Genomic DNA, 16,943 nt, shown 5'->3' on the forward strand with positions numbered 1-16,943 from the left:
GGCCCAGAGTGTGTAAAAACGCTCAAGGCCTCGTCGTCTTGGATCATTGACGTTCGTGGCTGAACGAGCGCATGGCAAATACTGCGTATTGCATCAGCCGCGACCTGGAACACGTCAACTCTGTTTATAGCCTCTGGGATGGGCCAAAATCAGCTTTTTTATGCCGATAGCGCCTTCATCAAACCGTGAGCACCGATGAGTTTCATGACTCGTTTCATGTTGTAGGCGAGCACATTTAAACTCATCTCCGCGCCCACCCCGGCCAGCTTTCGCGTCAGGAAGTGCGTCGCACCCATCCATTGTTTGAGCGTCCCGAAGGGATGCTCAACCGTCCGCTTTCGGACTCGCATCATCTCCGGCGCTTTGCTCAGCCGAAGCTGCATCTCCTCCAATACGGCTTCATGCTCCCAGCGTCGAACCCGTCGTTCCGTGCTCGGAGTGCATTGCGACTTCAACGCGCAGCCCTGGCATTTCGAACTCCAGTAACGGTGCAACGTCAGGCCTTTTTCAACGTTGGTATAGCGCCAGATCAGCGCCTCTCCAGCCGGGCAAATGTATTCGTTTTTTGCCGCGTCATAGAGGAAGGCATCGTTATTGAAACGCCCGTCTGCCTTGGCTCCAGAGGTCATCGGCTTGGGCACATAGGCGGTGATGCCGGCAGCGTGACAAGCCAGGATTTGTTCGCTTTTGAAGTAACCTCGATCAGCCACTACCGACAACGTTTCTGACGCCATAGCCTCGCGGGCCTGCTTGGCCATTGAGCTGAGTTGATCGCGGTCGGAACCGACGTTGGTCACCTCATGTGCAACGATCAAATGGTGCTGAGTATCGACCGCTGTCTGCACGTTGTAGCCGACGATTCCCGTGCCACGCGTCTTCATGGAGCGGGCGTCTGGATCGGTCAGTGAGACCTGTTTATCCGGCGATTCATTGAGATGGATTTCGATCGCGTGAAGCTCCTTCATTTGAGTTTTGAGCTTGGCGATTTTCTCTTCCAGCCGCACGGCGCTAGGCTCGGAAGCTGTGGGTTCTTGCCGATCGGCAGCATCGAGTGCAGCCAGGTAACGCTTGATGCTCGATTCAATTTCTTCCATTCGCCGCTTCAATTTGGCGCTGGTGAAATTGCGGTCGCGGTTGTTGACTGCTTTGAATTTACTGCCATCGATGGCGACCAGATTTTCTCCGAACAGTCCCAACTGCTGACACAGCACAACGAACTGGCGACAGACGCCTTGAATGGCCTTGCTGTTGTCTTTTCGGAAGTTGGCGATGGTCTTGAAATCCGGCATCAAACGCCCGGTCAGCCACATCAGCTCGACGTTGCGTTGGGCTTCTCGCTCCAAACGTCGGCTCGACTGGATGCGGTTGAGATAACCGTAGATATAGATCTTCAGCAGGATCGCGGGGTGGTAAGCCGGCCGGCCTGTGTCAGCAGGAATAGCACCCTCAAAACCCAGACTGACCAGGTCGAGTTCGTCGACAAAGACGTCGACTACCCGCACCGGATTGGTATCGCTGACGTAGTCGTCGAGGCTCTCGGGAAGTAAGGTGCCTTGGCCTCGATGTTCACCTTGGATAAAGCGCTTCATGGGCGATCCCTGCGATGAAATCCTCAGAAATCATAGCAAGAGTTCGCGAAGGCGTTTTTACACACTCTGGGCCGAAAGGGGCCTGTTGCTAAGGCTGACTAATCGCTCGCACAGCTGGCGGTCTGATGATTAAAGACCGCTAACCGCATCTATTGGGCAGGCCGGGAGCGGGAGTACTCTGTCCTTCTGCATCATTCGCATGAACTCGCCCATTCATTTCTCATGGATCAGAAGCGTTACACCAGATAGCAGAGTTACACGCCTCACGACTGGTGTACAAAGTCGGTGTAACTTACAAAATATCCAATAAATACAACAAGTTAATAATATTCGTTACACCAGTTACATGAGTTACACCACATTTCGAGAGATGTGCCCCCCGCACCCCGGAAGCACCAATCCCACCAGCGAACGTCAGGCGTGATCCCTCCTTGTGCCTGGGGCCCCTGAGGTTTTCCTTTAGACACGGGGTCGGAAACCCGCCGGACCTTGTTAGCGGGAGAACTCCCAGCTTAGTGAACCGGTGAACCCGGTGAACTGCTGTTCACCTGTGCATCTGCCCTACGAACTGACCTATATCTGAACATCGTTACCGATGCGGTAACGATGCCCTCCTTTCTTCAATATCCTTTCAATTTCAACGCTGAAATTTCAGTAAGCTGGGGCGCCTGCAGCTATCGAAATCCCGCGGGTTTCCGACCCCGTGCACAACGGAAAGCCTCAGGGGCCCCGCCACGTTCCAACTCAAACGGGCGCGTCACCAACGATCAGCTATCTCAAGCTATGCTTTGGCACCTCAACGTTCATGATTCAGAGACTCAAATAGCTATGGCTCAACTGACGACAACCGCACGATTCGAATGCCCTGAGTGTGGGGAATTGACAGAGGTAGAAGTAGACGTACCTGAAGTCGACTGGTGTGTCGAACCTCTTTCGGACTCCCTGACGGAGGATGATACGGATATCCAATGTGGACGCTGCGGCGAGTCGTTTAGCGCTCACGTTCAGAACTCACCAGCAGGGTGTTTTATTGAGCTCGATGAATATCCCGAGGTTGAGATCAACGCAGATGAAGCTCCATTCTCCGCTGATGGTCCTGATGAAGAAGATTGGCTGAACGAAAAACAGCCTGAAAGGCCGTACAAGGAATTTATCAACTCCTACCATCATCTAGGTGATGTGCTCGCAGAGTACGGTGACGAAGGGCGTGGAATATTAAAAAACTCAGGACCAGTGATAAACCGAATGGTCTTCGCTAGCGCGATCAGTGCAATGGAAGCGTATCTGAACGATACGTTAGTTAATGCGGTTTCGGCCGACCCTGTTTCTATGGAACGCTTGGTCGCAGGAGACAAAGTACTAGCAGCAGAAAGAATATCTTTAGAGATGATTCTGAAAGACTCCAATGTAGTTTTCGCTAAAGTCCAAGGATACCTACAAGGCCTGCTATACCACAACCTCGCAAAAGTAGGCGTAATATACAAAATCGCTTTGAACGTAGATATTTTTTCCGACGCTGCCCTCAAAACGCGACTACACCAAATCGTGAAGCTTAGACATGATGTCGTCCATCGTAATGGACGCGATGAATCAGGAATTGAGCATAATTTTACAACGATGCTTGTAAGAGGGGCTTTAAACGATATCCACTCCCTCGTCGAACAAGTTGAGGACACACTTTTTTCTATAAGGTCTTAATAGGCATCGAGGTGCAATTCTACGACACATCTAAACCTGACTAATTATTTAATAATTTTACTTTTCGAAAACTATACCCACCCTGTAATTACAATGGAAGATCATGAAGAAAAGTAACGTATTGAAAGATATGCCAACCAAAAAAAACTTGATCGACCACCCTTCTTTGATCGTGCTTCTTCCTCATATGCACAGTTATTGCGAAAGGGGTCTAACGGAACTCTTGAAAGGAAATAAAGAAATTTGTTTGTCTCCCATTGAAACATACGCTACCGGGGTTTGGGATCGAGTCGCAGAACTGGATACTGCGTTGACCTCTCTGCGCTTGGCTTGGCAATTCGTAACCGACCTGGGTTCAGAGCCAAGCCCGAGTCCAGAAAAATACCGCTATCACTACGAAAACTTCGTACTTCGTGTGATTGGATTCGTGGATCGCGCACACAGACTTGTGGGGGCATCTCTCTTGCTGCCCTCTAAAAAATATGAAGGGATGGGAGGTAATGCCTACGTTCAGAAAGCTACAAAGAAAAGCCACCTTGGATTGCATGACACCCTGCTGGCAGTGGCGGCAGCAGTAAATAGCTACCGCGGACCAAGAAATGAGTTGATCCACTCGAACGCCTACTCTAGCCGTGAGTTGGGCCTATTCATGGCGGTTGAACAATTCAGCATGGATACCGGGGCGGTCGATATAAACGAGCTCAAGCGAGACTACTCATCAGCAGGAGCTACAGAAATTTCGGGAACTATAGAGAGATTGGTCGCAGCCCTCACCACACTACTGGACGAGCTGGGTCGTGTCTTTGCCACCGCAAATGAGTTCTGCGCCGCAAAAATAAAGTGAGCAGGGCTACTCCTACCGATTCTACTGCGCATAAACTTCACCCAGGGCCGAGTAGCGTGTATCCCTATGTGTATCCCTTACCGTATAATTCGGCTGCAAGCCACAGAGCATATGGAAGACTACAGTCTCCCTCGGGCACCATCTTAAAAAAAGACCTTGAAATTCAAGGTCTTTTTTTTCGTCTGTAGAAAAGTGGGCGACAGCTGATTCATTGCTTGCCGCCCATTACCAACCTGAAACACGATCCAAATGTGGGAGCTGGCTTGCCTGCGACTGCGTCAGCCCCAACACCCTCAAACCACCTGCCTACACACCAACCGAATCCCCCTCCTCCGTCACCCCATTCGGCAACATCCCATTCGCCAAATCATCCACCACCGCCTTCGCCATCTCGCCCAAATAATGTGCTGCCCAGGCGTAGCGATCTGCGCTGTTATCCATCGCCGCATCCAATGCCAGCATTTTTGAACAATGGAGGAGCTCGGAGGCATGCTCGAGGGCATCGCGGATGGGTACGCCGGCATTGACGCGGAATAGACGGTGGAGGTTGGGCTGTTTGCCGCAGGTGGAGAAGGTGATGACGCCTAGGGTTTTGTTGAGCGGTGGGTTGATCATTGGGCACCTCCCAGGTGGGTGGAGATGCAGGATAAGGAATTGCGAGGATATGACCTATCAGAAACGCTCATGAGTTTTAGCTCCTAATGTCGAGAAGCTGCCACATTCGTTATCAGGCGAAAGGGTGGCAGCTGTGCGCAGGCTGATAAACCGGGACAATAGGAACCCGGCAGGCCCGAAGGCCTCCCGCGCACAGCCGCCATAACACGGATGTGCGGACGCAAAAAAAAGCGCCGGCATGGTGCTGGAGACGCTTGAGCGCCTATTGTTCCACGGGTTATCAGACCCGGTCACTGAATTTGCAGTGACGGTGGGAAGGTAGCTCAGAAACGCGCGGATCTAAAAGCTGGGATCTGTGGCGAAAAGTTTCCGATAGTCAGGCTGAGGTTATCAATTCAAGCAGAATTGTGATCAGCCCTCTACTAAGCCTTAACCGGCAAGTGATGCTCCGACAGACCGCTGATGCATCTACAGTGACAGAAGCAAGCTCTGGTATTGGCAGAGCGATATCGTTAGCGCTTGCGGCAGAAGGGGCGACGTCGGTTTGCTATGACTTACGCCCGGATGCAAACCCTAGTATAAAACCGGGGTCAAACCACCGTTATTTCAAACGTGATCTGCCCCTCATTCCACTAGACCTTTCAGCCACAGTAGCAGGTTCTAGCCTCCACCCCCGGCCGCAGCTTTCTTGGCAGCTTTTTTAGCGTCGATGATCGCCTTAGTCTGCCCCACAATTTCATTGAATACCGCCGAAGCCGACGCAACCGAGGACGGGTCGCTCGATGAATCAAAGCCGCAGCCAGGATGGGCCGTCATCTTACCTTTTTCGGGGAGTTTCAGTGTCTGCACATAGTTCGGGTCAGCAACAACAACTGCCCACCTCAGAGTTTCATCGCCCTCTTTGAGCACAACCGTCGCTTTGCGACAGGCCGAGTAGATCAGCACATCGCTCTTCGTCTTATCGTTCGCAAGAAACTTCGTGGTTTCGATAGCGTCGCGGGCCACTGGCTCAATAAAGACATCACCGGCTATACCGCCAGCAAAGATCAGCGGTATTTTTATTACTTCGTTACGCTTCTCTGCTCTCGCTGTCAGCTCTGGCTCAAGATCAATCGCGTCAGGCAACGCAGTTGTGGTATCTACAACCTCCCCGGTGAAAGCAAGCAGTCCAACAAGACCAACACCCGCAGCCCCCACGTTCTCGATCAGTTTGACTAAGTTGTCTTCTGTGTTAATCGTAACTGCTTGAATTTGATCCGTATCCGGCCTTTTGGTGATACCCAGATGAGTGGTTCTCCAAAACCAGTAGTCTGTGGACTCGATCGCGTATCGATGAGCTGATGAGGCTGTGGGTACTGAGGTCAAAACCAGCTTTCCCGCTGGCGCGGCGGTAGCGGTTTTGTCGCCTTTGTCACTGTTAACCGCACCAGTCCCTGCTACAACATTTACGCTTTCTCCCTTTGCTGGCTCCGTACGGTCGAGACGGATCGCAGAGGACTGGAGTTCGAACTTCGTATACCCCTCCCTGTCTTCATTAAATGACTTGTGGTAAGTAATTGCGCTACAACCCGCTAGAGCGCCCATTAACATGACGTTTATGGATAGCTTGAGTATCTGCATCGAGATGATCCTTCTTGATTCGTGTTGAGCCTCATCTCTTAATGACTGCGTACTACTTGGCCCGCTCTACCGAGGCTGGACGTGTTTGGCACTAGTACCATCACACAGGCTAGCCAAGCGCTACCGTCTTTCCAGTCATTCTGGGTAAGTATTTTTGAGGCCAAGTCCAGAAGTGAATCGTCACGGTGCTCCTGGAGGTTCATTGGGCTCATATTCGGATCACGCATTACGTTGAACACAGCACCAGAACCTGACTCCAAACCCGACCGAAGGCACCTCCAGGTTTTTTTATAGATGGCTGTGCAGCGGGCATAAATGACATCATGCCTGCACTATTCTCGCAGCGTATTGGCCACCTTTTGGCCGAGGGAGCTTTCAAGTACATGGTTTCGTTTGACCTCCCTGCCGGCGGCGGAGATATGGGGCGCCTCATACGCGAAACGGATTGGTCTGCAACCCCTCTGGGGGCCAGAGAATCTTGGCCTATGGCGCTCAAAAGCTCACTCAGTCTGATGCTGAACTCACCCGAGAGCATGTACCTCGTGTGGGGAGACGCGTTACAACTGTTCTTTAATGACGCTTACCTCATCAATCTCCCATGCGCGCCAGAAGTTGCCTTAGGCGCGCCGATTCATTTGATTTGGGGCCAAGCATGGGAGCAAGTACGCACCATTGCGCAAAGCGCGCTTCAGGGGCAGGCAAGCCGCTTTGAAAACCATCCGATTACACTTGTTCGAGAGGGGGTGACCGAGCTGACTTTCTGGTCATTCTCGTTTTCGCCACTGCATGGGGATACTGGAAAGCCTGAGGGAATGTTCTGCCGTGTCCACGAAACCACGACGCAGGTGCACGGAGCGCTGAAACTGGAGGAGAACGAGGCGTTCACCGACCGTGTTCTCGCGAGCATAAACGACTGCATCAAGGTACTGGATCTGGACGCGCGCCTGACGTTCATGAGCGAGTTGGGTAAAGAGATCATGGAGGTCAGCGATTTCAACGAAATACGCGGCTGTCCATGGCCTGACTTCTGGCAGGATCAGGGAAACGTGGATGCCAAGGCTGCCGTGCAATCTGCTCGCGAAGGTAAGAGTGCCAGCTTTATGGGATCTGCTTTCACCATGGGTGGGACGCTGAAATGGTGGCACGTTCAAGTCAGTCCTATTTTTGGCTCGGATGGGAAACCTGAAAAAATCCTTAGTGTCTCTCGCGACATGACAGCCCTGCGTGATGCCCAAAATGCATTGGCCAAACTCAACGAGTCGTTGGAGCAGCAAGTTGTCGAGAAAACCCAGGACCGAGATCGCATTTGGCGGCTTTCCGCAGACCTCATGCTGGTCGCTCATTTCGATGGGAAAATCTCGGCGGTCAACCCTGCGTGGAGTAAAACGTTGGGATGGCCTGAAGAACATCTCATAAATAGCCAGTTTCTTGACTTCGTTCACCCTGATGACTTGGAGCGGACGATTGATGCGATGACCGATCTGAAGCGAGGGGAGCATTTCCCTACTTTCAAGAATCGCTACCGGCATTCGGATAACTCATATCGCACCATCTCCTGGACGGCGGTGCCGGATAAAGACTTTATCCACGCTGTTGGCCGGGATACTCAAGCGGAGGAAGATGCCAACGAGGCATTGAAGCTTTCAGAGGAGGCGCTGCGGCAATCGCAAAAGCTGGAAGCTATTGGGCAACTCACGGGTGGTGTCGCCCACGATTTCAATAATCTACTGACGGTTATCAAGTCCTGTACAGATCTTCTCAGCAGCCCAGTCCTATCAGAGGATCGCCGCGATAAATACATCAAAGCGATTTCAAGTACGGTAGAGCGCGCGGCGCGGTTGACGAGCCAGTTGTTGGCATTTGCACGACGACAAAAGCTGCAACCGGAAATCTTTAACGCTGGCGAGAGTGTTGTGCGAATAGGCGAAATGATGGACACGCTCACTGGGTCACGGATCAGTGTGACCATCGATATCTGTGATGAGCCGTGTTTTATCAATGCCGATGTAAGCCAGTTCGAGACCGCGCTGGTAAACATGCTCGTTAATGCTCGGGACGCAATGGGCGGTGTGGGGGAGCTTTCAATCAACGTTAATACGAATACATCGCTCCCCGCAGTACGCTCACACCCCGAGCGTCCTGGAAATTTCGTAACTGTTTCTATATCTGATACCGGCACAGGAATTTCTGCGGACAAATTAGAGCGCATCTTTGAGCCGTTCTATACAACCAAAGGTGTGGGGCAAGGCACCGGGCTCGGTCTGTCTCAAGTCTTCGGGTTTGCAAAGCAATCAGGCGGAGAGGTCCTGGTCAGTAGCTGTGAGGGTGTTGGCAGCACGTTTACTCTGTATCTGCCACGGGTCGAGGCATTCGTGCAAAAGACCATTGATGCCGCACCTGCAGTTACGGAGTGCGGCGAGGGATATGCAGTGCTGGTTGTAGAGGACAATGAAGATATCGGGACTTTCACTTCTGACACCCTGCAGCAGCTGGGTTATACCGTCCACTGGGTATCTGGCGGGCAGGAAGCGCTTATCGCGCTCTCACCTAATCCGGAAAATTTTCATGTCGTCTTCTCAGATATCACGATGCCCGGCATGAGCGGGATCGAGTTGTTCGAACGTATCGAAGTACTTTATCCATGGTTGCCCGTGGTCCTCACCACAGGCTACAGCTCCGAGTTCGCCAAAATTGAAGCGGGTGGTCAGCGGTTCGAGCTATTGCAGAAACCTTACTCAATCGAATCGCTTTCCAGTTTGCTTGCCAACGTGGTGAAGCGCAGAGCTTCACTGCGATCATAATAAATTTCGATTGCGTCCAACGGTCTTTGGACAAAGTGAAACAGGAAAATCATGGCATTCACCGCTACCTGTATTGTTTCCCTATTTTTTTGGGCTGTTGTTTCAGCAGTTACGGGGACTAAAGAGCCATGGGACCTGGCTAATTATTGGACCTTCATCTATCCCGCCGCGCTTGCTCTGTCGGTGATTCTCGGAGCCCTGCTGAAAAGCGCCCAGTGGTCCGCAGGCGCCGTCGTAATGCTTGCTCAGATCCCGGTGATGTTGGTCACCTCTGGTGTTTCCCCGTTGCTGGGTGTCGGCATCCTTTATGCGGCTTTTCTTTCGATTCCGGCGATAGCGCTGTCGTGGCTTGCCGGCAGGGTGCGGCAGGCTTACACGCCATAAAGCCCTGATCGTTCCCACGCTCTGCGTGGGAGTGCCGCCCCGGACGCTCCGCGTCCTGCTTTCAGCGCAAAAGCCGTCACTTGCGCAAGGGTGACGCGGAGCGTCATGGGATGCATTCCCACGCGGAGCGAGGGAACGATCACAAATCGCCCAGCGCAATGCTGCAAGATCGTACAAGCTCTCCCACCCTCCCCCTCGCTAACCTGACGACTCTCCCCCACCACGAGTACCCGTCATGGTCCAGACACGTCCTATAAACCTCGCCCAAAAAGCCTCACTGATCGAGCAACAATGGAGCCCACGGGTCGTCGCCGAAATGAACGACTACCAGTTCAAGGTAGTGCGCATCGAAGGCGAATTCATCTGGCACGCCCATCCCGAAACCGACGAGGCATTCCTGGTACTGGAAGGCACGCTGCGTATCGACCTTGCCGACGGCCCGGTCTATGTGGCGCCAGGCGAACTGTATGTGGTCCCTCGCGGCGTAGAGCACCGCACGGCCGCCGAAGGCGAAGCCAAGCTGATGATGATCGAGCCACGTGGCATCTTGAACACCGGTCATGAAGGTGGGGACCGGACCGCCTTGAATGATCAGTGGATCTAGGGCTGCCTTTGGATCATACGAATCAATAAAGCTGACGGACGCGTTATCGTTGAGGTTTTTCGCGAGCACGCTCGCTCCTACAGTGGGGCAAGTTCCGTCAAGCAAATTAGCGACATCAACAAAGGCGCGAACTCGGTGACTGGCTTATCGATTTCAGCGCCCTCTCCAACCAACCAAACCCCACATGTTCCTGTTCCAACCTGACCCCACTCCCCAGCCTGTTGTCGCGCAACTCATCGAACAACCCACGCTCTTCTGGCGTAAGAAAGGGCAAATCGTGAGCCACCTGCCGGCTCTCCTGCCCCCACAGCTCCTTGTGGGCCTCCAGGGTTTGGCGGTCCATCAATAACGATTCGACATGCCCAAACTTGCGCCGCAGTTGATCAAGAATGGCAAAGCCGTGGGTATCAATATCGCCCCAGTAATACATCGTGCAGCGCGACAACCACTCGGCACGTCCCAGGGTTTCCCAGCCATAGCCTTTACCAAAGATCACGATGGCCTCTGGCACAGGCGGAAAGGCGAGGAAATTGGTTTCGTTTTCGGTCACGAATACTCGCGTTACGGCGATGTGCAGCCGGGAAAAGCTCGCGGCGTCGAGGGTGATGTCCGGCAAGTCAGCCCCGGGCAGCAGGGCCAAGCCAGAGTCGAGCACACGAAAGCGAAGTACGGCGGTTTTTTCAAGGAAGCCGTAGCGAGCGCAAAACTGCGAGGCGCCTTTGTACTGTGTCGCGATAGCCTGCTCCGGCAGCACTCGATCAAACAATTCGCTCAAGACGGCTCGGTGGCCTTCGATGAATTTGGTATGGATGCCCGGAATGTCGACCTGTCGCAGGTAGATTCCGGGATATGGGTGTTGCTTCATCCACGCCACGACCTCCAAAAGCGCCGGCCAATGCGGCGCGAGTTCTACGGCCTGCAAAGGCCGAACGCCCAGCCAGCCGACAAGCGAGGGTTGCCGCTGAAGGGTCAGCTCAAGCATGCCGCGCAAGGCTTGCAGCTCAATCTGTTTGCCGATCAGCTTAATGGCATCTTCGGCCGAGTCCAGCCACACCGCCGCCGGTAACCGCTGCAAACCGATAACCCGATGGTTGATGTCCCGCCATTGAATGCGAATACCGTCGACAGCACTGAGCTGTGCGACCCACTTGCGGACATCTTCGAAGTGTTCACTTAACTGAGTCGTATCCGGCGTTTTCAGCGCAAGTCGGCGTGGCTCCCAGGGCGGCCCTGCAACCAGCGCGCGCAGTAAGTCCCCGCGCAACCAAAGACGCAGCATCTGTTGCTTGAGGTCCTGCACCGTAGTCCAGTTCATCATGACAAATCGCCTCGGTGCTCCCGGTACTCCTCAATCGACAAATTACGCAACCGGGAGGCCTTGCCGCCCTCGTTTTGCACAAAGCCCACGCTGGAAACAAAAGGCTCGATGATGTGGATTTTCTGCAAGGGGGTGACGATCAGCAATTGCAGGTTGAGCTGTTCAAATAACCTCAGGCCGTACTCGGCCGATTCGTCGGAGCCGCGGCCGAAGGCTTCATCGATCACCACAAAACGGAACGAGCGCGAACGCACGGCGCCCCATTCCAGACCGAACTGATAAGCCAGGCTGGCCGCCAGAATGGTGTAGGCCAGTTTTTCTTTCTGCCCACCCGACTTGCCGCCCGAGTCGGAATAATGCTCGTGCTCGCGATCATCCTCGCGCCAGCGCTCGCTGGCGGCGAACAGAAACCAATTACGCACGTCGGTCACTTTGGCGGTCCAGCGTCGATCCTGTTCAGTCAGCCCTTCGCGCCCGCGAAAGCGATCAATGATAGTTTTGACTTGCAGGAACTTGCTCTCCGAATACTGGCCGTCTTCGGAGCCGGTCAAGGCGCCTTCGGTGCAGGCGCGCAATTGCATCTGGAAGTCGCGAATGTCGGCATCCGGGCTCAGTTGCGACTCCAGCACGATATAGCGGCCGGGGTTGTAGTCGATCTGCCCCAGGGATTGATTGATCAGGTCAATACGCTCCTTGATGGTCTCCCGCTCCCGCGCCAGTTGCCCGTTGAAGTTGGCGATCTCATTGATGGTGTTGACGTTGAGCAGTTCCTTGAAGCGTTGCTCAAAACGCGGCAGATCGTCACGGATGAGCTGATCCAACAGGTTGCTGTACTCGTCGACGGCGTTAAGGTCGGCATCGAACTCGTTGGTTTCCAGCTTGTAGGCTTCCTTGAACGCCGCCATCGCACGGATGATTTTGTCGCGCAGACGCTCCAGTGCTTTGGCTTCGGCGTCCATTTTGCCTTGCAGGGCTTCACGCACTTCGCGTTCGGCGTTATCGCAGGATTCAACGGTCAACAGCCGCTCGCCCAGCACCTGGGCACGCAGGGCCTCCAGATGGAGCCGCGTGGCGTCTGCGATCGTGATGATCAAGTTGAAGGTTTCGACGCGAAGCGCGGTGGCGACTTCGTGCTTGGCCTGCACGCTCCCCAATTCCTTGTCGAGCCTGGAGATTTCTTCTTCCGTCTGCCCCAGCGTGTCTTGCATGGTTTTCAGTTGGGCGGTCAGTTGCAGCAAGGTGTCACTGGCCGCTTCCAGCGTGGCTTTTTCATCCTGCAAGCGCGCCACGAGGGTTGCACACTCCGCCCAGTCAATGTCCCGATAGTCAGTGAATTCATTGAGCGCCGCCAACGATTCAAGCTGCTGACGCAACTGGCTGCGCCGTTTTTCGGCATTGGCGATCTGTGCGCCGATATCGGCCAATTGCCCTTGCAGCCGTTCTTTTATCGCCTCAAGCGCAACGATTTTTTCCGCGTTGCTCCAGCCCAGCACATACCGACTGCGGTCATCCAGCCGATGTCGATCATCCTTTTCATGCCGCTCACCAGCGCCCTTGATCTGCCCCGACAACGACAGGGCACGCACCTCTCGACGAAATTGTTCCGGTGTGTCGCAGCAGGCGTAATTGAAACGATGGCTCAGTTCGCGCAGCAGCCAGGCGTAAAACGCCGAGTCGGGTTTAACACTGAGTTTTGTCACCAGCGACTGTGGATGCAGATCCGGCGCATCGGACTGCCGACCGGACCGTACGCGGAAATACACCAGGCGACCCGCCAAGTGGGTTTTATCCACCCAGGCGGCGACCTGGTTGTACTGTTCATCCGGCACCAACAGCGCCAGGCCGAAATTGTGCAGCACGCGCTCAATGGCGCCCTCCCACGGGCGATGGTCTTCGCGCACCTGCAACAGTTCGCCGACGAAGGGCATGACGTCTTCCGCCAACCCCAACGCCAGGCACATGGCCGTGCGCAACTTGATCTGCGCATCGGGGATATTGCTGCGCCGCGCCTTGAGACTGGTGATTTCACTCTCCAGTGCCGCGTGCTCAAGCCGGCCCTGGCGCAACGAGACGCCCCATTCGGTGATCTGGTTTTGCAGGTCGGCTTCCTGGGTGCCCGACTGTTCTCGACGGGTTTGCAACTGTTGTCCAAGACGGGTGAACGCCGCTTCATCGTCAATCGGTGACTCGCCCACAGCGGCAAGTAATTGCCCGTGGCGCTGCGCTCGCTGTTGGCGGCGTTCGCGCTCGGTATCGTACTTGCGTATGTCTATCGCCAACTGCTCGAGACGATCACCGCCCTGCTCGGCCACCGCCCGCTTGATGGATTCCACGTCCTGGCGCTGACGATCACGCTGCTCGATCTGACGCTCCTTTTGCGCGCCGAGCCGCTGTTGATCCTGAGCCAGCAGTTGCAGGCGTCGATCCAACAGCGTCAGCTTGAGTTCGGAAAACCAGGGCTTGAGCGCCTCCCGACAATCACGCAAGCCGTCCTGCTCTGCGCACAGGCCCTGGTACTTGTCGCAATCGGCCACCAGCGGCTCCAGCAACACGCGCTGCTGCTTAGCCTTGAGCACGGCCTCATGGGCACGGCTCAGATCATCGAAGTGGGCGATCAGCGCAGCGATGCGCGCGGCAACATCAAAGGGTTCAAGCATGTGGCTGCGCACAAAATCGGTGAGGTTACCCACCGACTTCATCGAGACGGTTTGATGAAAAAGCTCCAGGGCCTGCTCGTTATCAATGCCAAGGCGGCGCCGGAACCACGCACCGTATTTGGGGAAACTGTCCTGAATATCCGCCCCGCTGTTACGCAGGCGCTTGCGCAGTTGCGGGATGTCCGAGCCAAAGTCGGCAAAGTCCGCGGTGATGCACAGGTCGCGCTCAGCGCCGACGTAAAAGCGCTCGGGCTGGCTTTGCCCGTCTCTCATCCAGAACACCTGGGCCAGGGTGACCGTCTGATCGTAGCCGGCGTTATGAAACACCCCCAGAATCACCGAGTAGCTGTTGTGGTCACGCAGGGCGACGGGTTTGGCGGCACCGGTGACGTCACTGCGCTCGGATTTGTAATGACCCAGGACATAGGAGCGCAGGCTGCGCTCTTTGTTTTCTGCGCCGGCGGCCTTGTTATAGGCAATCCGTTGAGTGGGTACCAGCAGGGTGGTCAACGCATCCACAAGCGTCGACTTGCCTGAGCCGATATCGCCTGTCAGCAGGCTGTTTCTGCCCTCGGGCAACAGCGTCCACACGCGTTGATCGAAGGTGCCCCAGTTGAAGACTTCCAGGCGTTTGAGGCGAAAGCCTGACAGGCTGTCATCGCCGATAAAGTCCAGCTCGGGTAGCAATAAGTCACTCATGGAACCACCTCCGGTTCGCTGTGTGGCGCGGCAGGGCTCTCGCCGCACAGATGGGCACGGTACTCACTCAGGCGGGTGTCGAATTCAGACAGCCACTGAGCATCCACGAACGCCTTCAGAATGCGCCGTACTTCATAACTGAGGGGGCCGCTGCTGCTCTTGAGACGCCGCAAAAAACCCAGGTCGACGACCTTGCCGATATGCGTGTCAATCTGATCGACCAGCCGCGCTTCGTTGCTGCTGTCGGGCAGAAACACGCGAATCAGTTCGACGATGTCATCGCGGGTCAGCACCAGCCGTGTTTCACCGCCACTGGCATCGAATTCCGCGAGTTTTTTACGCAGCAAAGCCAGCAGCAGGCTGACCGGAAATGACAACGGCCGGCGCGCAATCAGGCGCGGTACGCGAACCGTCGATTCATCGTCTGCAGGTTCGGTTCGGCTCCTCAAAAAGGCGTAGCCTTCGGCCTCATCCAGCATCAGCTCCAAACCCAACACGGTCACGTAGTCGCGCACCCGCGTCTGCAAGTTGAGCAATACGCTCCACAAGCGCTCGTCGGCTTCGTGATACATCACCCCTTTAAGCAGCACAACCAGCAGCGTCGACAAATCCGCCGCGCCACTGTCCATGACCTCACCCGATGCGGGTTGCTCTTCGCTCATCCTTGCCTCACAAAAATAACGCGCGCCAACCGTGCGTGCTTCTGAACCGAATGGCCATCACGATCCGTCGCGACCCACGCAATCGGCTCGTCCTGAGTGTCGTCGACAACGGTGGTAAAGGTTTCACTGCCCAAATGAAGATACGCCACCAATTCGGCCAACCCCTGCTGCAAGGGCCGCAACCGAGTCAGCTCATGCAAGGTAACTTGCGAGCGTAGCTGCAAGGTTTGCTGAATATGAGCGGCCAACCGAACCAGATCGACCGTCTGGTCGTTATACAATGCGCTGATATCGATATGTTCGTCGCCGACTTGCACCGCGATACCGGCAAAGTCGGGCTTTACGCTCAAGGTGTGCAGCGGGCGTTCCATGGGCAATTCAATACTGGCGGCCACGTCGGCCATGTCCATGAACGCCCCTGCCGGCGCTTGCTCACGCAGGCCCAGCGCCTTGGCTTCAACCCCGTGCAAAATATCCATGATGCGGCGGTTTTCCAGCCAGACCTGATCGTCCAGAAAGCGCCGTAATTGCTGGGACAGTTGCGCGACCATGCGCTGAGTGTGCTCGCCGGCCTCAAGCCAGTCGTAATGCACCCGCCGGGTACGAATATCCGGCTTGAGTTCCATCACCGGTGCCAGGGCCAGCACACGGTCAAGCATCCGCGTCAATTCCTCTTGACGACTGCTCGACATCAAAAAGCCCCAAAACGCCCTGAAACTACGGCCCTGGTCCGAATCGGAAATAGCGTCGCGCTCGCCCATGATCTGTTCGAGCAACGCGCCTTTGGCACCTTCCCACAAGGCAATCCGCTCCCGCACACGGCGGTCGAGCAGACGAAAGTTATGCTCGACCTCGCGAAAGTCAGCCAGCAACTCCCGTGATAACTGCGTGAATTGCTGAAAGCGATCTTTGAGCGCCGTATCGTCAAGCAGCGGCACGTCACCGCGCAGAATTTGTGCGATTTCCGCATCCAGCTCATCACGGCGCTTACGTAAATCGGCAACGCGCTTGGCCGGGTCGGTTTCACTGCCTTCACTCATTTGCTTGAGCAGCTCGAACAGCGTCAGTAAGCGCGACTCGGTACCGACGAATCCTCGCTCGGCGAGGGTGGCCAACCAGGCGATGGCTTTCTCGGTGGACGGGGTCAGGTCGAATTGCGGTTCATCATCGTCTTGACGATAGAACTTGCGCAGCCAACCTTTTTCCGGACTGGCCCATTCATTGAGGTACTGCAAAGCAGACTTGGGGAAAACATCGTCATCCAGCTGCCGGCGCAAGACATAGAGCTCGTCTTCCAGCGACTCGGCCAGATCGGCAGCAGGAACAGTCCGAACGTTGGTCGCGACAAACGCACGATGTAAAAAACTCGCAACCAGCGGCCCATGGTCCGAACGCAAGAGGCGCCAGGCCGGATGGTGCGTGCGCAAGCTTTCAAGGGTGGCGTAATCCATC

General features: G+C 55.1%; 12 protein-coding genes. 5 read left to right on the forward strand and 7 right to left on the reverse strand.

All coding sequences use genetic code 11. The annotated features are described in order from the left end of the window. Positions 1-158: 158 nt before the first annotated feature. Positions 159-1,589, reverse strand: a complete 1,431-nt coding sequence (locus BFP90_RS25125; protein ID WP_065895849.1) for an IS1182 family transposase — start codon at positions 1,587-1,589, stop codon at positions 159-161. A gap of 828 nt (positions 1,590-2,417) precedes the next feature. Here BFP90_RS25125 and BFP90_RS25130 point away from each other — a divergent pair. Together BFP90_RS25130 and BFP90_RS25135 are read left to right on the forward strand one after the other, a co-directional pair. Continuing rightward, positions 2,418-3,287, forward strand: coding sequence for a hypothetical protein (locus BFP90_RS25130; RefSeq protein ID WP_065898236.1), 870 nt, complete (start codon positions 2,418-2,420; stop codon positions 3,285-3,287). Between the two features lie 103 nt (positions 3,288-3,390). Continuing rightward, the gene (locus BFP90_RS25135) at positions 3,391-4,131 is read left to right on the forward strand and encodes a Cthe_2314 family HEPN domain-containing protein (protein WP_065898237.1); all 741 of its coding nucleotides are present in this window, start codon (positions 3,391-3,393) and stop codon (positions 4,129-4,131) included. A 306-nt stretch (positions 4,132-4,437) separates the two neighbouring features. On the opposite strand, the gene BFP90_RS25140 is transcribed toward BFP90_RS25135, so the two are convergent. Together BFP90_RS25140 and BFP90_RS25145 are read right to left on the reverse strand one after the other, a co-directional pair. Further along, complete coding sequence (locus tag BFP90_RS25140) at positions 4,438-4,746, reverse strand: DUF3077 domain-containing protein (protein ID WP_065898238.1); 309 nt, start codon at positions 4,744-4,746, stop codon at positions 4,438-4,440. A gap of 660 nt (positions 4,747-5,406) precedes the next feature. Continuing rightward, positions 5,407-6,366, reverse strand: coding sequence for a hypothetical protein (locus tag BFP90_RS25145; RefSeq protein ID WP_065898239.1), 960 nt, complete (start codon positions 6,364-6,366; stop codon positions 5,407-5,409). Between the two features lie 419 nt (positions 6,367-6,785). Between BFP90_RS25145 and BFP90_RS25150 the strand changes: the two genes are divergently transcribed. The 3 genes from BFP90_RS25150 (at position 6,786) to BFP90_RS25160 (ending at position 10,155) form a co-directional block, all read left to right on the forward strand. Next, a complete protein-coding gene (locus tag BFP90_RS25150) occupies positions 6,786-9,167 on the forward strand; it encodes a PAS domain-containing protein (RefSeq protein WP_065898261.1) in 2,382 nt (793 codons plus the stop codon). 51 nt (positions 9,168-9,218) lie between these two features. Then, positions 9,219-9,551, forward strand: coding sequence for a hypothetical protein (locus BFP90_RS25155; protein WP_065898240.1), 333 nt, complete (start codon positions 9,219-9,221; stop codon positions 9,549-9,551). A gap of 235 nt (positions 9,552-9,786) precedes the next feature. Continuing rightward, complete coding sequence (locus BFP90_RS25160; protein WP_065892381.1) at positions 9,787-10,155, forward strand: cupin domain-containing protein; 369 nt, start codon at positions 9,787-9,789, stop codon at positions 10,153-10,155. A 115-nt stretch (positions 10,156-10,270) separates the two neighbouring features. Here the strand turns inward: BFP90_RS25160 and BFP90_RS25165 are convergent, their stop codons facing one another. From BFP90_RS25165 to BFP90_RS25180, 4 genes are read right to left on the reverse strand one after another with little or no spacing between them, the layout of a single operon-like run. After that, on the reverse strand, positions 10,271-11,473 hold the full coding sequence (locus BFP90_RS25165; RefSeq protein WP_240996956.1) for a Wadjet anti-phage system protein JetD domain-containing protein: 1,203 nt from the start codon (positions 11,471-11,473) through the stop codon (positions 10,271-10,273). Beyond that, the gene (locus BFP90_RS25170) at positions 11,470-14,829 is read right to left on the reverse strand and encodes an ATP-binding protein (RefSeq protein ID WP_065892382.1); all 3,360 of its coding nucleotides are present in this window, start codon (positions 14,827-14,829) and stop codon (positions 11,470-11,472) included. Before BFP90_RS25170 ends, BFP90_RS25165 begins: the two co-directional genes overlap by 4 nt. Further along, positions 14,826-15,491, reverse strand: coding sequence for a DUF4194 domain-containing protein (locus tag BFP90_RS25175; protein WP_065892383.1), 666 nt, complete (start codon positions 15,489-15,491; stop codon positions 14,826-14,828). Before BFP90_RS25175 ends, BFP90_RS25170 begins: the two co-directional genes overlap by 4 nt. Then, the gene (locus BFP90_RS25180) at positions 15,488-16,942 is read right to left on the reverse strand and encodes a DUF3375 domain-containing protein (protein ID WP_065892384.1); all 1,455 of its coding nucleotides are present in this window, start codon (positions 16,940-16,942) and stop codon (positions 15,488-15,490) included. Before BFP90_RS25180 ends, BFP90_RS25175 begins: the two co-directional genes overlap by 4 nt. Position 16,943 lies beyond the last annotated feature (1 nt).

Source organism: Pseudomonas sp. 24 E 13 (assembly GCF_900004715.1).
GTDB lineage: Bacteria > Pseudomonadota > Gammaproteobacteria > Pseudomonadales > Pseudomonadaceae > Aquipseudomonas > Aquipseudomonas orientalis_A.